The following is an 18,584-nucleotide window of genomic DNA, read 5'->3' on the forward strand; positions in this document are numbered from 1 at the left end:
GAGTTATAACAAACGCCTTTGCCAAAGATATAGATTCTGCCTATGACACGGACATCCCTGCCCCCATCTCGCCTGCTCTGGCTGACTGTGCTGCCTTGGGTGCTGGCTGGTTGTGCCAACTCTCCTCCCTCTACCGAGGCAGATGCTGGGCGCAGTGCCTCTGTCAATCCCGCCCCAACCCGTCCACTCGGGCGTGCGCCAGAGTTGCTGGCTGTGACGGCGTCTATGGATTTGATTCGGTTTCAGGCCGACCAGCCCCGGCAGATCGTGCAGCGCCAGCGCATCCAAGGGCTGCCTACAGGCCAGTCACTGGTAGGAATCGATTTTCGGGTGGCTCGCGGTGTGCTTTATGCCTTGTCACAACAAGGGCAGCTCTATACCTTGCACCCACAACGGGCCACACTGCAAGCCGTCGGCTCCACTGCGTTGGCTCTGCCCACGGGCAGTTTTGGCCTTGATTTCAACCCCACCGTCGATAGGCTGCGGGTGACTGGCCCCGATGGTCTGAACCTGCGTTTGCACCCAGACACAGGGGCCGTGGTGGATGGCGACCCAGCCCAACCCGGCCTGCAAACCGATGGGCGCCTGCATTACGCCCCCGGTGACACCTACGCGGGGCGGCTGCCCGACATCACTGCCGTCGCCTACACCTACAACCAACAAAATGAAAAACTGACCACCAATTACGCCATCGACAAAACCTTGGGCACGCTGGCTGTCTTGGGTTCGTTGGAGGCTACCCAGCCGGTCATATCACCCAACACTGGGCAGCTGCACACGGTGGGCCCCTTGGGTTTGGGGGCGCTGGCTGAAGCCAGCTTGGATATCTCTGATGTATCCAACCAAGCACTGGCTGCCATACGCAGCCTCTCGCCCTCGGCACCAACCCGGCTGTACCAGATTGACCTGGCCACAGGTCGGGCCAGAGCGTTGGGAGTGGTGGGTGATGGAGAGGCGCTGCTAGGCATCGCCATCGTGCCATGAAGAAGGCTTGGCCTCAAACCGCCCGCTATGGCACTGCACTGCTATGGGCCACCACTCTGGGCATCGGGTATGCGCAAGCGGGCAGTGTGCACATAGAGGTGCAATCACCTACCGGCCTGCCTTTGGCACAAGCCGTGGTCTATCTCGAGTCTGCCCAAGCCCGGCGGCAGGTCAAACCACTGCCCCGACTGGAGATGGCACAGGAGAAAAAACGCTTCGTCCCGCAGGTGCTGGTAGTGCCCGTGGGCAGCGAGGTCTCCTTTCCCAACCAAGACACCGTGCGCCACCATGTGTACTCGTTTTCGGCGGCCAAGAAATTCGAACTCAAACTCTACAGTGGCACCCCCGCCGATCCGGTACGCTTTGAACAACCAGGTGTGGTGGTGCTGGGCTGCAATATCCACGACCAGATGGTGGGCTGGATCGTTGTAGTGGAAACCCCATACTACGGACAAACGGCGGCCCACACAGGCCGTGTGCAAATCGACCATGTGCCTGCAGGCAACTATCGACTGCGGGTTTGGCACCCCCGCCTGCCAATAGATGCCCCAGCCACAGACCAAGCACTCACCGTGGGAGCTACCGACACCGTCTCGGCCACCGTCCAGTTGCAGGAGTTAACACCTTGAACTGGCGTTTGGCTACTTGGTCTCGCAGCCTGATTGCACGGCTGGTCGGAATCTCACTCTTGTTGCTGTTGATGGTGCAAATAGCTGGCTTTGCCGTGGTGCGCAACAGCATTGACCGCAATGCCCGCAGCCAAATTGCCCACACTTTGGACACCGACGAAAACGTTTGGCGCCGCTTGCTCGAGCAAAACGCCGAACGCTTGCGCCAAGGTGCCACACTGCTGGCTGCAGATTACGGTTTTCGGGCTGCAGTAGGCTCTGGGGATCAGCGCACCATACAGTCTGCCCTAGAAAACCACGGTCAACGCATGGGCGCTGCAGTGGCGGCCCTGCTAGACACCAAACTGCAAGTGCGCAGCGTCAGTAGTGGGCAGGGCATGGGCGCCTTTGACCGTGCTCTGGCACAGGTGCTACCGGCCCTGTCCGCAGGGCAACAAAACAGCCAAATCACCACGGTCAATGGCTTGCCATACCAGTTCGTGTTGGTGCCCATGCGGGCGCCAGTGCTCATGGGCTGGGTGCTGATGGGGTTTCCGATCAATCAGACCTTGGCCGACGAGATGCAGCAATTGCTGGCTGTGCAAGTGGCCTTGCGTGTGCATGGCAACAACAACAGCCAATGGACTGTACCGGTCAGCACCCTAGGGGACGATGCACTGGCGGCACTGCGCCAACACCATGGCCCCATCACTGAACTGACCAATGGTCACGATACCCTGCTGGTGCGCTCGATTGCTCTGGGTCGGGATGGCCCCGAGCAAGCACAAACCCTGCTACTGCGTTCGGTAGATGCCGTGGTGGCACCGTACCGGCAATTGCAATGGCTGCTGGCAGGCATCACCCTGACGGGCCTGCTGCTGTTTGCATTGGGGCATGGCCTCATGGCACGCTGGGTGACTACACCGTTGCGTTCGCTGGTGCTGGGCACACAGCGCATTTCACGCGGTGAGTACGACATGCCCGTCGAACACACCAACCGCCGTGACGAAATCGGCTTGCTGGCCCGCTCTTTTGATCGGATGCGCATTGACATTGCCGAACAACAAGCAGAAATCCGCCATCTGGCCTACTGGGATCGCCTGACTGGCCTGCCCAACCGCGAGCGATTTCGCAACACCGTATTGGCCGCCATTGCAGCCCATGCCGACTATGGCCCCGAGGCCACCACCTTGGCCGTCATTACGCTGGACTTAGACCGCTTCAAACATGTCAACGATGTGCTAGGCCATGCCTTTGGCGACAAACTGTTGCAAGCCGTAGCCAAGCGCCTGCGAGAGCAAATCATGGCCCATGGCGACATGGTGGCCCGACTGGGAGGCAATGAATTTGCACTGCTGTTGCGGCGCACCAATGCCAGTGCGGCCATGGTGGTGGCGCGCAGCATTACCCAATCTTTTGAGCGTCCCTTGGCATTTGGTGACCAAATGGTGGACCTGAGTGCAGGCATTGGCATTGCTTGTTGGCCCGACGATGCCAACGATGTAGACACGCTGCTCAACCGCTCTGAGATTGCCATGTATGTGGCCAAACGCAAACTCGACGGCCCACAAGTCTATGACCCGATCATGGACTCGTCCAGCGCACAAACCTTGTCGCTGTTGACCGAGCTGCGCCGCGCCATTGAACGTGATGAGTTGCGCCTGTACCTGCAACCCAAGGTGCCATTGCAAGGCCGCCCCGGCATGGCCGCCGAAGCCTTGGTGCGCTGGCAGCACCCACAGCGCGGCTTGGTTCCACCGATGGACTTTATTCCTTTTGCCGAGCAGACGGGTTTTGTGCGCCAGCTTACGTTATGGATGTTTGAAGAATCGGCACGGCTGCTGGCCGACCCCCGTACCCAAGGCATCGGACTGCGGGTATCGGTCAACCTCTCTACGCGCGACCTGCTAGACCCCGAATTGTGCGAGCGCCTGCAAGCCATGTTGGCACGGCACAACGTACAACCCCACGACTTCTGCCTCGAAATCACCGAAAGCGCCATCATGGACGATCCGCAACGGGCCGAGGCCATGCTCAATCGTCTGTCACAGCAGGGCTTCAAACTCTCGATTGACGACTTTGGCACGGGTTATTCCTCGCTGGGCTACCTCAAGCGACTGCCGGTGGATGAGCTCAAGATCGACAAGTCTTTTGTCATGGGCATGGAGAGCGATCAAGATGACGCCATGATTGTGCGCTCCACCATCGATCTGGCGCACAATCTGGGCCTGAGCGTGGTGGCCGAAGGGGTGGAGAATGCTGCCATCCTGGAACGCCTGCGCACCCTGCGCTGCGACGAGGCCCAGGGCTACCATGTTAGCCGCCCACTGCCGGTGGATGCCTTCCTGTCTTGGCACGCCCAGCGTGCCTGGGCCCAGGAAACCGCCCGTTGAGGGCACAGCCTTAGCCATCGTTCATGTCTTCTGATACTTCCCGCCCTTCGGGCCCGCCCCGTCCCAGCACTGCTGCCCGCCCAGTGTTGCGCCGCCCAGTGCTCTCTGCACCGGTCAAACCTTCGCCCGCCGCTGCGCCACCATCTGGCCGTTCGGCTCCACCCGCGCGTCCTGCTGGCGCCTCCCAGCCCACCACAGAAGGCACCCGCCTGAACAAACGACTGGCCGAACTGGGCTTGTGTTCACGCCGCGAGGCCGACGACTGGATTGCCCAAGGCTGGGTGCTGGTCAATGGTCAGGTGGCTGCCATGGGCACCAAAGTCACCGCCCACGACCATGTGGCTGTGGAGCGTGCTGCCCAGCGCCAACAGGACAGCCGTGTCACCATCTTGCTGAACAAGCCCATTGGCTATGTATCGGGCCAAGCAGAAGATGGCCACCAACCTGCTGTAGCCCTCATCAACCCCCGCACGCACTGGCGCCAAGATGCCAGCGGCCTGCGCTTTACGCCACCGCACCTGCGGGGCTTGGCACCTGCGGGACGGCTCGATATCGACTCAGTGGGTTTGCTGGTACTCACACAAGATGGCCGCGTGGCTCGGCAAATCATTGGGGAGGACTCCGTGATGGAAAAAGAGTACCTGGTGCGTGTGGTGTACCAAGGGCCGGGGCCACTGCGGCCCCTCTCCCCTGACGAGCGGGCCGCTCCCTTGCTAGAAATCCATGAAAACGACCCGGTCAGCACCAATGTGCAGGCCGTGTTTCCACGGGCGCAGCTGCAACGCCTGCGCCATGGCTTGAGTTTGGACGGGCAGATGCTGCAACCCGCCAAGGTGGAATGGCAAAACCCTGAGCAATTGCGTTTTATCCTGACTGAAGGCAAAAAACGCCAGATTCGGCGCATGTGCGAACTGGTCGGCCTGAAAGTGGTGGGCCTCAAGCGTATCCGCATTGGCCGGGTGGTACTGGGCAACCTGCCTGTGGGCCAATGGCGCTACCTAGGGCCACACGAGCAATTTTGAAGCCCTCTGGCAGCCATGCCAAACCACTGTGTTTCCTCACCATTGCGCTACAGGCACGATACAGTGACAGACATTGTTTTTTAAACAACCCTTCTTTGTTTTCCAGGAGATGCCACCATGAGTTCCCCCAAATACCGACTGGTTACCCGCAGCGATTTTGATGGTTTGGTCTGTGCCGTACTGCTCAATGAGCTGGAGATGATTGACGACATTCTGTTTGTCCACCCCAAAGACATGCAGGACGGCAAAATCGAAATCACCAACCGTGACATCACCACCAACCTGCCCTATGTGGCAGCAGCACACTTGGTGTTTGACCACCACGAGTCTGAAACCGTGCGCAACACTGGCGAACGCGCCAACCACATCATTGAGGCCCATGCCCCCTCGGCAGCACGGGTGGTGTACAACCACTTTGGTGGCAAGGCTGCCTTCCCGCGCGTGACCGACGAGATGATGCTGGCGGTCGACCAAGCCGACTCGGCGCAATACTCGCGCGAAGACGTGCTCAATCCACAAAAGTGGACACTGCTCAACTACCTGATGGACTCACGCACCGGGCTAGGGCGCTTTCGGGAATTTCGCGTCAGCAATTACCAGCTGATGATGGACTTGATCAAATACTGCCGTGACCACAGCATTGAACAGATTCTGGCGCTGCCCGATGTGCAAGAGCGGGTAGAACTGTATTTTGACCACGCCGAAAAGGCCAAGGAACAAATTCTGCGCTGCGCCACCCAACACGGCAATTTGGTCGTGCTCGATTTGCGGGGCGAAGACACCATCTGGGCGGTAAACCGCTTCATGATTTATGCGCTGTTCCCCACCGCCAACATCTCCATCCATGTGATGTGGGGACTGCAAAAACAAAACACGGTTCTGGCCACTGGCAAATCCATCCTCGACCGCAGCAGCCAAACCCATGTGGGCAACCTGATGCTGGAATACGGTGGCGGTGGTCACAACGCGGCGGGCACCTGCCAAATCAGCAACGACCAAGCCGATGCTGTGTTGCAAACGCTGATTCAGCGCATTAACGCCGACGGCTGAGCCCCACACTTGCCCACCGCTTCACCTCTTTGCCCAAGGGGTGAGGCCTGCGCTGACTCCCCAACTGCGATTGCCTATTGAACCCAGCGTTGCAAACAAGACATGCAGCCGCACCATGGGACATGGTGGGCAACCCTGCCACGCATTAGGCTTTAAGGAACTCAGCCTTACCACCCAGCCAGCGGGCAATGTGGCGTTGGGCCAACTCGGGGTGTTGCTCCAGCATCTGTGGTGCTAATGCTCTGGCCCAATCCAACAGCAGGGTATCTGTGCGCAGGTCGGCAAAGCGTAACATGGCATCCCCAGATTGGCGCGCGCCTAAAAATTCGCCAGGGCCACGAATCTCCAAATCGCGGCGGGCAATTTCAAAGCCATCGTTGGTCTCAACCATCGCCTGCAAACGTTCACGGGCTACCTCACCCAAGCGGCCACTGTCGCCGGTGGAATAAAGCAACACACAGGCCGAAGCCACTGCCCCCCGCCCCACCCGGCCACGCAACTGGTGCAACTGGCTCAAGCCAAAACGCTCGGCGTGTTCAATCACCATCAGGCTGGCATTGGGCACGTCTACGCCCACCTCAATCACGGTGGTGCTCACCAACACCCCCATCTGTCCAGCACTGAAAGCGGCCATCACTGCTTTTTTCTCGGCACTGGGCATGCGTGAGTGCAGCAGCCCCACCTGCACCCCTGGCAAGGCCGCAGACAAATCGGCATGGGTGGCCGTGGCATTAGACAGGTCGAGTGCCTCGCTTTCTTCGATCAGCGGGCACACCCAATAGGCTTGCCGCCCAGCGGCAATCTGCGCCCCCAAACGCGCAATGAGTTCATCACGGCGGCTATCACTAATGGTTTTGGTCACAATGGGTGTGCGCCCTGGCGGCAGCTCGTCCATCACCGATACATCCAAATCGGCGTAGTAACTCATGGCCAAAGTGCGCGGAATGGGGGTGGCCGTCATCATCAACAAATGTGGCTCCATGCCATGCGCCGCCAACTTTTGCCGCAATGCCAACCGCTGGGCCACGCCAAAACGGTGCTGCTCGTCAATCAGGGCCAATGCCAGATTTTTGAAACGCACCTGTTGCTGAATCACAGCATGGGTGCCAACAACCAAGGCCGCCTCTCCATTCTCAATACGCTCGAGCATGGCTGTGCGCTCTTTCTTTTTTTGCCCACCCACCAGCCAAGCCACCGATTGACCACGTGCTGCCAAAATCGGCTCTAGCCAGCCAATCAGTTTGGCAAAGTGCTGCTCGGCCAGAATTTCGGTCGGTGCCATCAGGGCGCACTGCCAACCCGCATCGATGGCAATGGTGGCGGCCAGCGCGGCCACAACGGTTTTTCCCGAACCCACATCGCCTTGCAACAGCCGGTGCATGGGCACCGGGCGGGCCAAATCACGGGCAATTTCTTCCCCCACACGGCGCTGGGCTGGCGTCAACGCAAAGGGCAAGACCGCCAACAGCTGCTCGGGCAGAGACAAAGTCTGTGGCCCGGCCCCACGGGTCTGTAACACCGGAGCACGCAACTGCGCCCGTTCACGGCGGGACTGTGCCTGTGAAAGCTGCTGTGCCAACAACTCCTCGGCCTTGAGGCGTTGCCAAGCCGGGTGGCTGTGGTCTTCTAATGTGGCTAATGCCACATCCGGTGCCGGATGGTGCAAAAACACCAGTGCCTCACGCAAAGTCCACAGAGCCTGACCACTACCGATAGGGTCATGCCATTGCAAAGGGGGAGAGGGTGCCCTAGAGGGCAAAGTTTCAGACAGGTCTACCCGGCCCAACGCCATAACAATGGCGCGGCGCAGGTATGGCTGGGGCAGGCCCGCAGTGGTCGGATAAATTGGCGTCAAGGCCACCGGCAGCTCCCCCCCCGCCAGCCGAAAGGCTGGATGCAGCATTTGCCGACCCCAGAAGCCCCCTTTGACTTCACCCCGAATCCGCAAGCGCACCCCCACCGCCATGGTCTTTTGTTGCGATGGATAAAAGGTGAAAAAACGCAGCTCACAGGTGCCCGTACCATCATCGACCAACACCCGCAACTGGCGGCGTGGATGCAGCACAATTTCTGACGTGGTCACCGTGGCCTCGATCTGTACCGTCTGACCATCACGGGCTTGGCTCAATGGAACAATGCGGGTTTCATCCTCATAACGCAGGGGCAAATGCAACGCCAAATCAATAGAGCGCACCAGCCCGAGTTTGCGCAACGCTTTTTGCGGCCCGCTCAAGGTTGCAGGCGCAGGGGATGGGTGGGCAGGAGCAGAGGGCGCGGCAGGCATACAGAGATTCTGACCGATAGCAGGTAGCGCAACCGCCATATTGCTGACCCCATAGCGACTGCGGGGCACGATACGAATGCAACACAGAACGTTCTCGCGGCGGGACATCGCCATCCCACCGTAGGAATCGCCATCTTTTAGGGGGGAGAGGATGTCCAAACCCGACCATATGGACTTATGCTGAAGCAGTGGCGATGGCCACCTGAATTGTGCGCAGCAACCACCACGGTGGCTACCACCACAATCTGCCGTATGGGCCAGTACTCTGTTGGCATTCAATGGCGCTCCAAATGCAACAATTTGTTATTTTCGCGCCACAATGCCCCCAAAGTCCTGCCTGTTCGTACCCGAAGAAAATTGCCATGCTCAAACGCATCCATGTTCAGCATCTCACCTTGGGAATGCACATCCATGAGTTTTGTGGCTCATGGATGGAGCATCCTTTCTGGCGCACCCAGTTCACCCTGACAGACCCCAAAGATCTGGCCAGTATCCGAGCCACCACCATCAAGGAAGTCTGGATCGATGTAGGGCGCGGGCTAGACGTTGCCCCAGGCATTGCGTCCACCTCGCAAGCAGAGGCTGAAGCCCAGGTCGAAAACACCTTCCAGCACCTGAACGATGGGCCGGTCACCACCGAAACGCGGGCCTCTGTGCCACCACCGTCCGCACTGCGTGACCAGCGTCCCACCAGCATGGCGCAAGAACTGGAGACGGCCGCGGCCATTTGCCGACAGTCCAAAACTGCTGTCGCCTCCATGTTCAACGAGGCACGGCTGGGCAAGGCCACCGACACCCACCGCATGCGCGATCTGGTGGAAGACATCTCCTCCTCTGTCATTCGCAACCCCGGCGCACTGATCAGCTTGGCACGGCTCAAAACGGCGGATGACTATTCCTACATGCACTCGGTGGCCGTGTGTGCGCTGATGGTTGCACTGGCCCGCCAACTACAACTGGATGCAGAACAGACCCGCATTGCTGGCATGGCAGGACTGCTGCACGATCTGGGCAAGGCCACCATTCCGTTGCATGTGCTGAACAAACCCGGCAAGCTCACCGATGCTGAATTTGCCGTGGTGCGCCACCACCCGGTGGCGGGTTGGGAGATGCTGCGCCAAGGTGGCAAAACCGATGTGGCCGTGCTGGACGCTTGTCGGCACCACCATGAAAAGATTGATGGCACAGGCTACCCAGACGGACTCACAGGTGAGCACATCCACCTGATCGCCAAAATGACGGCCATCTGCGATGTCTACGATGCCATCACCTCCAACCGCCCCTACAAGGCGGGTTGGGACCCCGCCGAGTCGCTGCGGCGCATGGCCCAGTGGAGCGAAGGCCATTTCGACCTCCAACTTTTTCATGCCTTCGTCAAGAGCATCGGCATTTATCCGGCGGGCTCTCTGGTTCGGCTGAGTTCCGAGCGACTGGGGGTGGTGACTGACCAGAACCGGAGCACCCTGACAGCGCCGTGGGTCAAAGTGTTCTACTGCACCCGCACCAAACAACGTATCCCCCCAGAAACCATAGACCTGAGTCAACCTGGCTGCAACGAAAAAATCACTGCCCGAGAAGACCCAGAACAATGGCACTTTCCTGATTTGATCCGGCTTTGGTCAGGGTTTGATATTTCCCACCACCACACGCTGGCACCAGCCCCCCCTTCTGCGGCATGAGCACCTTCCTGACCCTCACCCTCAATCCTGCCTTAGACATGGCGACCCGCACCCCACAAGTGCGGCCTACCCACAAACTGCGCTGCACCACCGCAGAGCACTACCCCGGCGGGGGCGGTATCAATGTGGCACGGGTGCTGCACCGACTGGGCAGCCCGGTACAGGCATGGTATTTGGCAGGTGGCCCCACCGGCGAGCGTTTGCAAACCCTGTTGCAAGCAGAAGGGGTGCAGACCCAAGCCCAACCCATTGCCGGGCAAACCCGCGAAAACTTTTCGGTCATAGAAGACAGCACCGGACAGGAATTTCGCTTCGTGTTGCCTGGCCCCAAAGTGCAAACCGCCGAATGGCAAGCCTGCCTGCATGGCCTGGCCGCTGTGCAACCCAGACCACAGTGGCTGGTAGCCAGCGGCAGCCTACCACCGGGGGTGCCTGATGATTTTTACGCCCAGTTGGCACGACAGGCCCGCCACCAAAACCAGCAGTTGGTGCTGGACACGTCAGGCCCGGCCCTAAGCAGTGCCTTGCAGGCAGGGGTTGGTCTGCTCAAGGTCAGTCTGCGCGAACTGCGCGAACTGACTGGACAAGCACTGGCACAGCCAGCGCAATGGGCTATTGCAGCGCACAGCCTAGTAGCGCAAGGGCAAGCGCAAATGGTGGCGTTGTCATTGGGCGAACAAGGCGCCTTGCTAGCCACCCCTGCAGGCGTTTGGCAAGCAGCGGCCCTGACAGTGCCTACCGATGAGGGCACCACGGGTGCTGGTGACTGCTTTCTGGCGGCGCTGGTCTGGGCGCTGGCACAAGACCACCCCCCAGCCCAGGCACTGGCTTGGGGGGTAGCTGGGGGCACGGCGGCCCTGCTGTCTGGGGGAACCCGTTTGGCCCAACCCCACGACATCCACCGGCTACAGCCACAGGTTCGTGTGCATTCTGTAGCCAAATTATGCTAGCCAAGGTGGGGCTGGCCCCGTATATTTTCTACAGTCTCCGCTGCTCCAATACTTTCTGGTTGCCCTCTGCCGCCTCTTTCCACCAAACCGCCCATGCAGGAAACCTCCGCACGACAGCTCCCGCACCATCTGGCTCTGAGTGCCCTGTTGCTGTCACTGACCATACTGGCACCCGCATATTCACAAGAGTCTGAAACGACCAGCCCCCTTCCACCAACGCTCAAACTGTCGGGGTTTGCCACCTTGGGCGTAACACACCACCGCAATGACGATGTGGGCATGGTGTTCTCGTTCGACCAAAAATCCTTAGCCCACCGTGGCATCTCAGGCAATCTGGATTCCGTGCTGGGGGTGCAGTTAAACTGGCAAATGGCTGAGTCCACCTCGGCGGTACTGCAAGCAGTGGGCCGTGCTGGCGAAAACATGGAGCCCAAACTGCGCATGGGCTATGTGCGCCAACAACTGGGGCCAGACTTGGCCGTGCGGGTAGGCCGCTACCGCAGTCCGCTGTACTTTGATTCCGACATCACCGAAATCGGCTACGCCAACATGACGGTACGCCCCCCCCTGCCCGTGTACTGGATTGCCAACAGTGTCATTGCCATTGATGGTGGCGATGTGCAATGGCGCCACTCTTTAGGCAATACCGCATTGCTGCTGCAAGGCTATGCTGGTAGCAGCAGTTACAAAATCCGCTTCAACAGCGCCAACCCGGTGATTGAGTCTGACAACGAACTCAGCGGCCTCAAGGGTTTGGCCGCCAGTGTCACCCTGCCCCATGTCACGCTGCGTGCCTCGCGCACTTGGGTCAACAGCACCACACTGCGCTCATCCCAGGTAGATCAGCTCAATGCCGGTCTGGCACAAATGGCGGGCGGGTTGTCGGCCTTGGCTGCCAACCCCATGCTACCAGCCCCCTTGCGTACCAGTCTCAACAACAAGGCCCAAGCCGCCTTGGGCTATACCAACCCCTTTGACAGCTCGCCCATTTATACCAGTGTGGGCTTCAACGCCAACTGGGATGGCTGGGCCGTGATGGGAGAATGGGCACGGTTTCACTCTGGATCGGCCATGTTGGGCCGGGCCGACAGCTACCACCTGAGCGTGGGCCGCAGCGTTGGCGATTTCACGCCCTATGTGGGCATAGCCCGCCAGCAGCGCAAAACGCCTGTCCTCGATACCAGCGCCCTTGGGCCTACTGGCTTGCATCCCCAACTGGATGCAGGGCTGGCACAACTCAAAGGCAGCCTCGATGAGGCTGCCTCGGGCACACAAAAATCCTCCCGTTCCGCCACCGTGGGCGTGCGCTGGGATTTTCATGACAACATGGCCCTCAAAGTGCAATACGACCGTTTCAAAACCCCCAACCCTTATCACCCCGGGCCGTTTGCCAATTTGAGGCTGCCGATCAACAACCGGATCAACCTGGTGAGTGTGGTGCTGGATGTTGTTTTCTAAGGTTTGGCTATGAAACCCTTGCATATTGCGCTTCTGAGTATGGCCTTAACGCCCCCCTTGCCAGCATTGGCACAAGGCTCGGTAGTGGTCATTGCCCACCGTGCTGTGCCGGTAGAAAAACTCGACCCCAGCCAAGCGACACAGATCTTTCTCAAACAGGTGCAGACTTGGCCTGATGGCAAGCCCATTCAGCCTATTGATATCAAAGAAGGTGCCCCCCTGCGCATGGAGTTCTACTCCAAAGTGACTGGGCGTAGCCCAGGCCAATTGCGGGCCTATTGGGCACGGCAGGCGTTTACTGGCATGGGATTTCCGCCGCGCGAAGTGGCCACCGCTGCCGATGTCAGCAAGGCCGTTCAAGCAACCCCTGGCGCCATTGGCTACATCGACAGAAAAAGTGCCGAAGGGAATGTGAAGGTAGTGTTAGACCCCCACTCAACCCCGTAAGCCCACAGTGCAACGCCCCTTGGACAGCTTATGGGCCAGCCGTGCGGCACGGCTGGCTCTGCGTTTGTTTGCCCCGGCCATCTGGCTGTCCGGGCGCTTGACCTTTTCCCGCAAATACCTGCTGATCGGGATCGTGGTGCTGCTGGCAATGGCTTCGTTGAGCATGCCACTGTGGCAACAAGCCCGCCAAGCCCGCGAAACCGCCGATACGGAACGTGCGGGTTTGCGGGCCTTTGCTGCCCAAGCCGAGGTGCTGGCACAAATGGTGCAGTTGCGTGATCAGGCAGTGCGCGGCACCACACTGACATCACTGCCCCAGGTTACCCAGGCGCTCACCCCACTGGCCCCCCCACCGCTGGCAACCCCAGATGGGCCTTGGGCGCAACTGCACAACCGCTGGCAACAAGTGCAACAACTCGACAGCAGCGCCACTCCACAGCGGCGCTTTGCGGTACTGAACGGTGCCATCAATGCCATGTTGGGGGTAGTGCAGTCCAGTGCCCGCGTTTATCGGCTGAACGTCGATCCAGAACTGGATGCCACCTTTGAGCTGCTAACCAGCCGCCTGCCACTGGTGCTCGACACCCTGGGCAAACAGCAAGATGCCCTGACCCTGAATACCGGCGACATGGCCTCCTACGCCTTGGGTGCCCAAGTGGTACTGACCGAATCGATGCCCGGCCTCAAGGCTGGAGTTGCCCAACTGATGGCACACCACCCCACAGCCAGCGCGGTGCCCACGCCACTAGAGGCACTGCTGGTAGGCATTGTTGCCCAGCAAGATGCCGCTGACAAAACCCTAGACAACCCCGACGCCTTGGACGAATTGCGGCAACTGGCCCACAACAACCAACAGCGTGCCCGCGAACTGCTACAAGCCCTGACACACACAGCCGATGCCCACCTGCTGGAGCGCATCACCCGGCTCAAACACACACAGTGGACAATTGCCGCGCTGCTGGTAGGCGCACTGGCGGCCATTGCCTACCTGTTTGTGGGCATCTACCTGTCTACCCTGCATTCACTGCGCAGCCTCTCAAAGGGCACTGATGCTTTCTGCGCAGGCCGCCTAGACACCCGCATCCAAATTGACACCCAAGACGAGCTGGTGCTGGTGGCGCGTAACTTCAACACGGTGGCTGGGGAGTTTGGCCGCCTGTTGGACGTGATTCGCGAGCAAAACGAATCGCGCGAACGCGAACTAGAAACCCAAGTGCAGGCCCGCACGGCAGAACTGGCCGAAAAGAACGAGCAGCTGCGCGCTGTAGGCGACCGGGTACAAGAAGAACTGAACTTGGCCCGCGCCATGCAGTTGGCGATCTTGCCGCAACAATTCCCCGATGAAGCCAGTTGGGCCGTTCACGCTATCATGTTTCCGGCCCGCGAACTCGGCGGCGACTTTTACGATGGTTTCATGCTGCCTGATGGCCGCTATGGGATTTTGGTGGCTGATGTCTCAGGCAAAGGCGTAGGGGCAGCATTCTTCATGGCGGTATCACGCACCGTACTGCTGGACTTGGCCATGACCGGCCAGCCTCCACACCAGGTTTTGGCCCAAGCCAACGATTTGCTGTGCGAGCGCAATCCAATGGATTTGTTTGTCACGGCCTGCTACGGCATTTTTGATCCACGCGATGGCAGCCTGAGCTACGCCAGTGCAGGACACCACCCGCCGCTGCTGCGCCAAGCCCACGGCGAAGTGCAAGTGCTGCCCAGCGTACACGACTTGGCGCTGGCGGTGTTCCCAGACATGCGCTACCTGGATCAGCACATCACCCTGGCTCCTGGTGACACGCTGGTGCTCTATACCGATGGCGTCACCGAAGCCTTCTCTCCCGCCAACGAAGCCTATGGCGATGCCCGCCTGCACCACTGGCTAGTGCAGGCCCAACCCGAACAAGGCCCGGCAGCACTGGTAGCTGCACTGGTGCGCGATGTGGAACAATTCGTCAATGGTGCCGAAGCTTCGGACGACCTGACCTGCCTGATTCTCTGTAGAAAGTAAGGAGCTCCTGATGGACGGCCCACTGCCCGAACTTCGCCAAAAGACACTGCTGCTGGACTACCCATTGCCAGCGCGGCTGGAAGAGCTCGAAAAACTGGCCAGTGCGGTAGAAGATGCACTGCCAGAGCGCAGCGACTTGGCCTTTTCGGCCAATCTGTGCCTTGACGAGCTGATCACCAACACCATCCTGCATGGGCTTCAAGGTGCTGAAGACCGGGTGATCCGAGTGCGCATGAGCATGTCTGATGAATGGCTAGAGATCATCATCAAAGACGATGCGCCCCAGTTTGATCCCTTTGTGGAGGTGCCATCCCCCGATCTGGAGCTGGATCTGGAAGAGCGCCAAGTCGGTGGTTTGGGTGTGCATCTGGTCAAAACCCTGATGGACGACGCCCGCACCTACTACGACGGCAGCGGCAACCTGATTGTGCTGCTCAAAACGCTGCGCAAGGATGCCTGAGTTTTTGTTTGTTTCCAAGAAAGAAGAGAATGGCTCTCGAATGTACGATTTCAGAACTGGGCACGGCACGTGTGGCCTGTATTGTGGGCCGTGTGGACAGCGCCACCGCTGGTGCGCTGGAAAAGTCCCTCACACCCCTGTTTGATACCCCCGGACGCCATGCCATCGTCGATCTGACGGCACTGGACTACATCTCCAGTGCGGGTTTGCGCATTGTGCTGATGGCCGCCAAACGGGCCAAACAAGCCCAAGCGCGGCTGGTGCTGTGCGGCATGGCCCCGCATGTGCGTGAAGTGTTTGAGATCAGTGGTTTTCTGAAAATTCTGGAAGTAGCCAACGACCAGGCCAGCGCCCAGGCGCTGCTGGCCTAGTACGGGGTGCGCTCAGACTGACAGCAGCCAGCAGTTGCGCCCTGCCTCCTTGGCCCGGTAGAGCGCCGCATCGGCATTGCCCAGCAGTTCTTGGTCGGCTTCGGCCCCTTCGGGCACTTGGCTGGCCGCGCCCACACTCACCGTCACATAGGGTGCAGCATCTGAGGCCTTGTGTTCACGCCCCAAAGCCAGCACGGCGGCCACGACCCGCCGCGCCACCTCGGCAGTGCCTTGGGCGTCAGTGTCGGGCAAAATAACCGCCAGTTCCTCGCCACCATAACGGGCCACCAGATCGGTGGTGCGTTGGGTGGCGTTTTGCACAGCCCGTGCTACCGCTTGCAAACAAGCATCGCCCGCCTGATGGCCGTAGGTGTCGTTGTAGCGTTTGAAAAAATCCACATCGATCATCAACAGCCCCACTGGCTCCTGCCGCCGAGCAGCACTGGCACAGGTCTGGGCCAAACGATCATTGAAATAGGCGCGGTTGGCAATCTGCAATAAGCCATCGGTGCGAGAGAAAGCCTCCAAACGCAAATTGGCTTGTTGCAGCTCTTCATTGGCCTGGGCCAGCTCGCGTGTGCGCCTGGCCACACGATCTTCCAACAACTGGTTGGCCTGCGCCAATTCCGTGTTCTGTGCCGAAAGCACATGGTAGAGCTTGCCAATCATCTTGAGCAATGCCTGGGTGCCATTGTCGTGGCCGGAGTTTTCTTGCTCAAAGGCTTGGGCCGCCGACATGCCTTGACGGATCAGCACAATTTGGCGAGCCAACGACTGGTCTATGCCCAAAATGTGCATCCCCAACCACGAAGTCAGAAAACCGACAAAGGTTTCGGCAGGGTCGGCCATCAAATGGCGCTGTTGCCACATGGCATGCACTTGGGCTACAAACTGCTGGTGCAAGCCCTTGTGTGCCAACACATGGCGCGGGTCTACCCCTTCTGCCTCCATCAGCACTTCTTCATCGCTGAAGTGGTATTCGGTATAGGCCACCAAACGCTCAAAAATCTCACTGAGCACCGTCTCCTGGGACTCGTCGCTCAAGAACAGTGAACGGCTCAGCTCGTTGAACAAATCCACCAAAGCGTGGTGCTGCTCATCCACATCGGGCAAGCCGGTAACAAAGTTCTGATCCCAAACAAAGGTATCCATAGCGGCAGACTCGTTTCTTTACAAAATAAGGGTGCCGCAAAGGCTGTGACAGGCACCAAGCCCAGCACCACAAGGTCTATGCACCATTATGGCGTTGGGCCAAGACAGAACTTTCACCCCGCGGACGGTGGATTATCGGCAGTCATGGTCAGACGCTGCAAATCTTGTGCGCTCAACCAACGCCATTGGCCGGGGGCCAAGTCTTGCGGCAGGGCCAACTGACCAATGCGACTGCGGTGCAACCCCTCTACCCGGTTGCCCACGGCTGCCAACATGCGCTTGACTTGGTGGTATTTGCCTTCGGTCAGGGTCAGGTCTAGGCAGTGGGCATCGACCAAGACGCAGGCAGCAGCGCGCACCGGTTTAGGATCATCATCGAGCACCACGCCTGCCAGCAGGCGCTCAATTTGCTCTGGGGTAATGGCGTGTTTGGCCGTGACACGGTACACCTTGGGCACATGCTTCTTCGGCGAACTCATGCGGTGGATAAACTGGCCGTCGTCACTGAGCAACAACAGACCTGTGGTGTCTTGGTCTAAACGCCCCACCGCTTGTACGCCCTGAATGGCACTTTTGACGGGCCGCTGGCGCAAGGGGGCGGGCAACAGGGTGTAAATGCTGGGATAAGTGGACGGCTTTTGCGAGCACTCGGTGCCTGCGGGCTTGTGCAGCATCACATAAGCATGGGCAAAGTAGGCCCAATCCACACCCTGCACCCGAAAGTGCAAGCCCTCAGGGGCAAAATCGGCACTGGCATCCAAGCACTGCACGGGCGGCTGGTCTGGCCCAGCATCATAAACATCCACCCAGCCCTGCTGCACCAAACCAGCACACACGCGACGGGTGCCAAAACCTTGCGAATAAAGAATATCTTGTAACTGCATGGGCCAATTTATACGGTCAGGGTTTGGTGCAAAGCCATAAATGCCTCGGTGAGCTTGTGCCGAGAATCGAGGTAAATCATAGGGGTGGCCTGCTGGTGTGACTCGCGCACTTTGATCGATTGGGGAAGGTAGGGCTGCAAAACGGGCAAGCCCTCGTCTAGCAGCTCCTGCACCAACCGCCGGGGCAGACTGGCACGGGCCTGAAATTGATTAACCACGATCCCCTTCACCTGCAAGCTGGGGTTGTGGTCGGTACGAATCTCTTGCACATTGGCTAGCAGGGTATAGAGCGCCTGACGGGAGAAATCGTCACAATCAAACGGAATCAAACAACCCGTGGCCCCCATCAGCGCCGAACGGGTATAAAAATTGAGTGCCGGGGGCGTGTCGATATAGATGCGGTCATAGTCTTGCACCAAAGCTTGCACTGCCTCACGCAACTTGTAGATTTTGTGGCGCGATTCGAGTTTGGTCTGTAACTCATCAAGCAGCGGACTGGAGGCCATCAGGTGCAGGCGCTCAAACGGTGTTGGCTGCACAAAATGGCTGGGGGGCAGGGGACGCAAGCTAAAGCCCAGTGTCTGCTCAAAGAAATGGGCCAACCCAGGCTGTGCCGGCGCAGGCGCAGCCCCAAGCAAATAAGCACTCGAGTTGCCCTGCGAATCCAGATCGATCACCAAGGTGCGCAGCCCTTGGCTAGCACTGATGGCGGCCAGATTGCAGGTGATGGTGGATTTGCCTACTCCACCTTTCTGGTTGAACACGACAAGAGACATGGCACTGGATTCCTTGGACGCTAAAAAGACACACCACCAACGGCATGGTGGCACGCGACCA

General features: G+C 59.2%; 16 protein-coding genes. 12 read left to right on the forward strand and 4 right to left on the reverse strand.

The window, feature by feature from the left end; all coding sequences use genetic code 11:
• Nucleotides 1-42: 42 nt before the first annotated feature.
• The 5 genes from ACYVB2_RS03900 to ACYVB2_RS03920 all read left to right on the forward strand — a co-directional run bounded on the left by ACYVB2_RS03900 (nt 43) and on the right by ACYVB2_RS03920 (nt 6,057).
• Nucleotides 43-984 (forward strand): DUF4394 domain-containing protein, encoded by a 942-nt coding sequence (locus tag ACYVB2_RS03900; protein ID WP_382428839.1) that lies wholly within the window; start codon nt 43-45, stop codon nt 982-984.
• Complete coding sequence (locus tag ACYVB2_RS03905; protein WP_382428837.1) at nt 981-1,613, forward strand: methylamine utilization protein; 633 nt, start codon at nt 981-983, stop codon at nt 1,611-1,613. The genes ACYVB2_RS03900 and ACYVB2_RS03905 overlap by 4 nt, the downstream gene beginning before the upstream one ends.
• Entirely contained in the window at nt 1,610-3,985 is a 2,376-nt protein-coding gene (locus tag ACYVB2_RS03910; protein WP_382428835.1) for a putative bifunctional diguanylate cyclase/phosphodiesterase, read from the forward strand. Before ACYVB2_RS03905 ends, ACYVB2_RS03910 begins: the two co-directional genes overlap by 4 nt.
• A 23-nt stretch (nt 3,986-4,008) precedes the next feature.
• Nucleotides 4,009-5,007, forward strand: a complete 999-nt coding sequence (locus ACYVB2_RS03915; RefSeq protein ID WP_382428833.1) for a pseudouridine synthase — start codon at nt 4,009-4,011, stop codon at nt 5,005-5,007.
• A gap of 117 nt (nt 5,008-5,124) precedes the next feature.
• A complete protein-coding gene (locus ACYVB2_RS03920; RefSeq protein ID WP_382428831.1) occupies nt 5,125-6,057 on the forward strand; it encodes an exopolyphosphatase in 933 nt (310 codons plus the stop codon).
• A 145-nt stretch (nt 6,058-6,202) separates the two neighbouring features.
• Here the strand turns inward: ACYVB2_RS03920 and recG are convergent, their stop codons facing one another.
• Nucleotides 6,203-8,341 (reverse strand): ATP-dependent DNA helicase RecG, encoded by a 2,139-nt coding sequence (recG, locus tag ACYVB2_RS03925; RefSeq protein ID WP_460535344.1) that lies wholly within the window; start codon nt 8,339-8,341, stop codon nt 6,203-6,205.
• Nucleotides 8,342-8,703: 362 nt separating this feature from the next.
• On the opposite strand from recG, the gene ACYVB2_RS03930 reads away from it, so the two are divergent.
• From ACYVB2_RS03930 to ACYVB2_RS03960, 7 genes are all read left to right on the forward strand, one after another.
• Nucleotides 8,704-10,020: an HD-GYP domain-containing protein gene (locus ACYVB2_RS03930; RefSeq protein WP_382428827.1), complete on the forward strand. Its 1,317-nt coding sequence runs from the start codon at nt 8,704-8,706 to the stop codon at nt 10,018-10,020.
• Nucleotides 10,017-10,970, forward strand: coding sequence for a 1-phosphofructokinase family hexose kinase (locus tag ACYVB2_RS03935; RefSeq protein ID WP_382428825.1), 954 nt, complete (start codon nt 10,017-10,019; stop codon nt 10,968-10,970). The genes ACYVB2_RS03930 and ACYVB2_RS03935 overlap by 4 nt, the downstream gene beginning before the upstream one ends.
• Nucleotides 10,971-11,063: 93 nt before the next feature.
• Complete coding sequence (locus ACYVB2_RS03940; protein ID WP_382428823.1) at nt 11,064-12,428, forward strand: porin; 1,365 nt, start codon at nt 11,064-11,066, stop codon at nt 12,426-12,428.
• A gap of 9 nt (nt 12,429-12,437) precedes the next feature.
• Complete coding sequence (locus ACYVB2_RS03945) at nt 12,438-12,875, forward strand: phosphate ABC transporter substrate-binding protein (RefSeq protein ID WP_382428821.1); 438 nt, start codon at nt 12,438-12,440, stop codon at nt 12,873-12,875.
• A gap of 7 nt (nt 12,876-12,882) precedes the next feature.
• A complete protein-coding gene (locus ACYVB2_RS03950) occupies nt 12,883-14,880 on the forward strand; it encodes a PP2C family protein-serine/threonine phosphatase (protein ID WP_382428819.1) in 1,998 nt (665 codons plus the stop codon).
• 10 nt (nt 14,881-14,890) lie between these two features.
• Entirely contained in the window at nt 14,891-15,340 is a 450-nt protein-coding gene (locus ACYVB2_RS03955) for an ATP-binding protein (RefSeq protein WP_382428817.1), read from the forward strand.
• A 29-nt stretch (nt 15,341-15,369) separates the two neighbouring features.
• Nucleotides 15,370-15,711, forward strand: a complete 342-nt coding sequence (locus ACYVB2_RS03960) for an STAS domain-containing protein (RefSeq protein WP_382428815.1) — start codon at nt 15,370-15,372, stop codon at nt 15,709-15,711.
• Between the two features lie 12 nt (nt 15,712-15,723).
• On the opposite strand, the gene ACYVB2_RS03965 is transcribed toward ACYVB2_RS03960, so the two are convergent.
• The 3 genes from ACYVB2_RS03965 to ACYVB2_RS03975 form a co-directional block, all read right to left on the reverse strand.
• Nucleotides 15,724-16,863, reverse strand: a complete 1,140-nt coding sequence (locus tag ACYVB2_RS03965) for a GGDEF domain-containing protein (protein ID WP_382428813.1) — start codon at nt 16,861-16,863, stop codon at nt 15,724-15,726.
• Nucleotides 16,864-16,976: 113 nt separating this feature from the next.
• A complete protein-coding gene (locus ACYVB2_RS03970; protein WP_382428811.1) occupies nt 16,977-17,747 on the reverse strand; it encodes a 16S rRNA pseudouridine(516) synthase in 771 nt (256 codons plus the stop codon).
• 8 nt (nt 17,748-17,755) lie between these two features.
• The gene (locus tag ACYVB2_RS03975; RefSeq protein WP_382428809.1) at nt 17,756-18,523 is read right to left on the reverse strand and encodes a ParA family protein; all 768 of its coding nucleotides are present in this window, start codon (nt 18,521-18,523) and stop codon (nt 17,756-17,758) included.
• Between the last annotated feature and the right edge of the window lie 61 nt (nt 18,524-18,584).

It is taken from the genome of Giesbergeria giesbergeri (assembly GCF_054779375.1).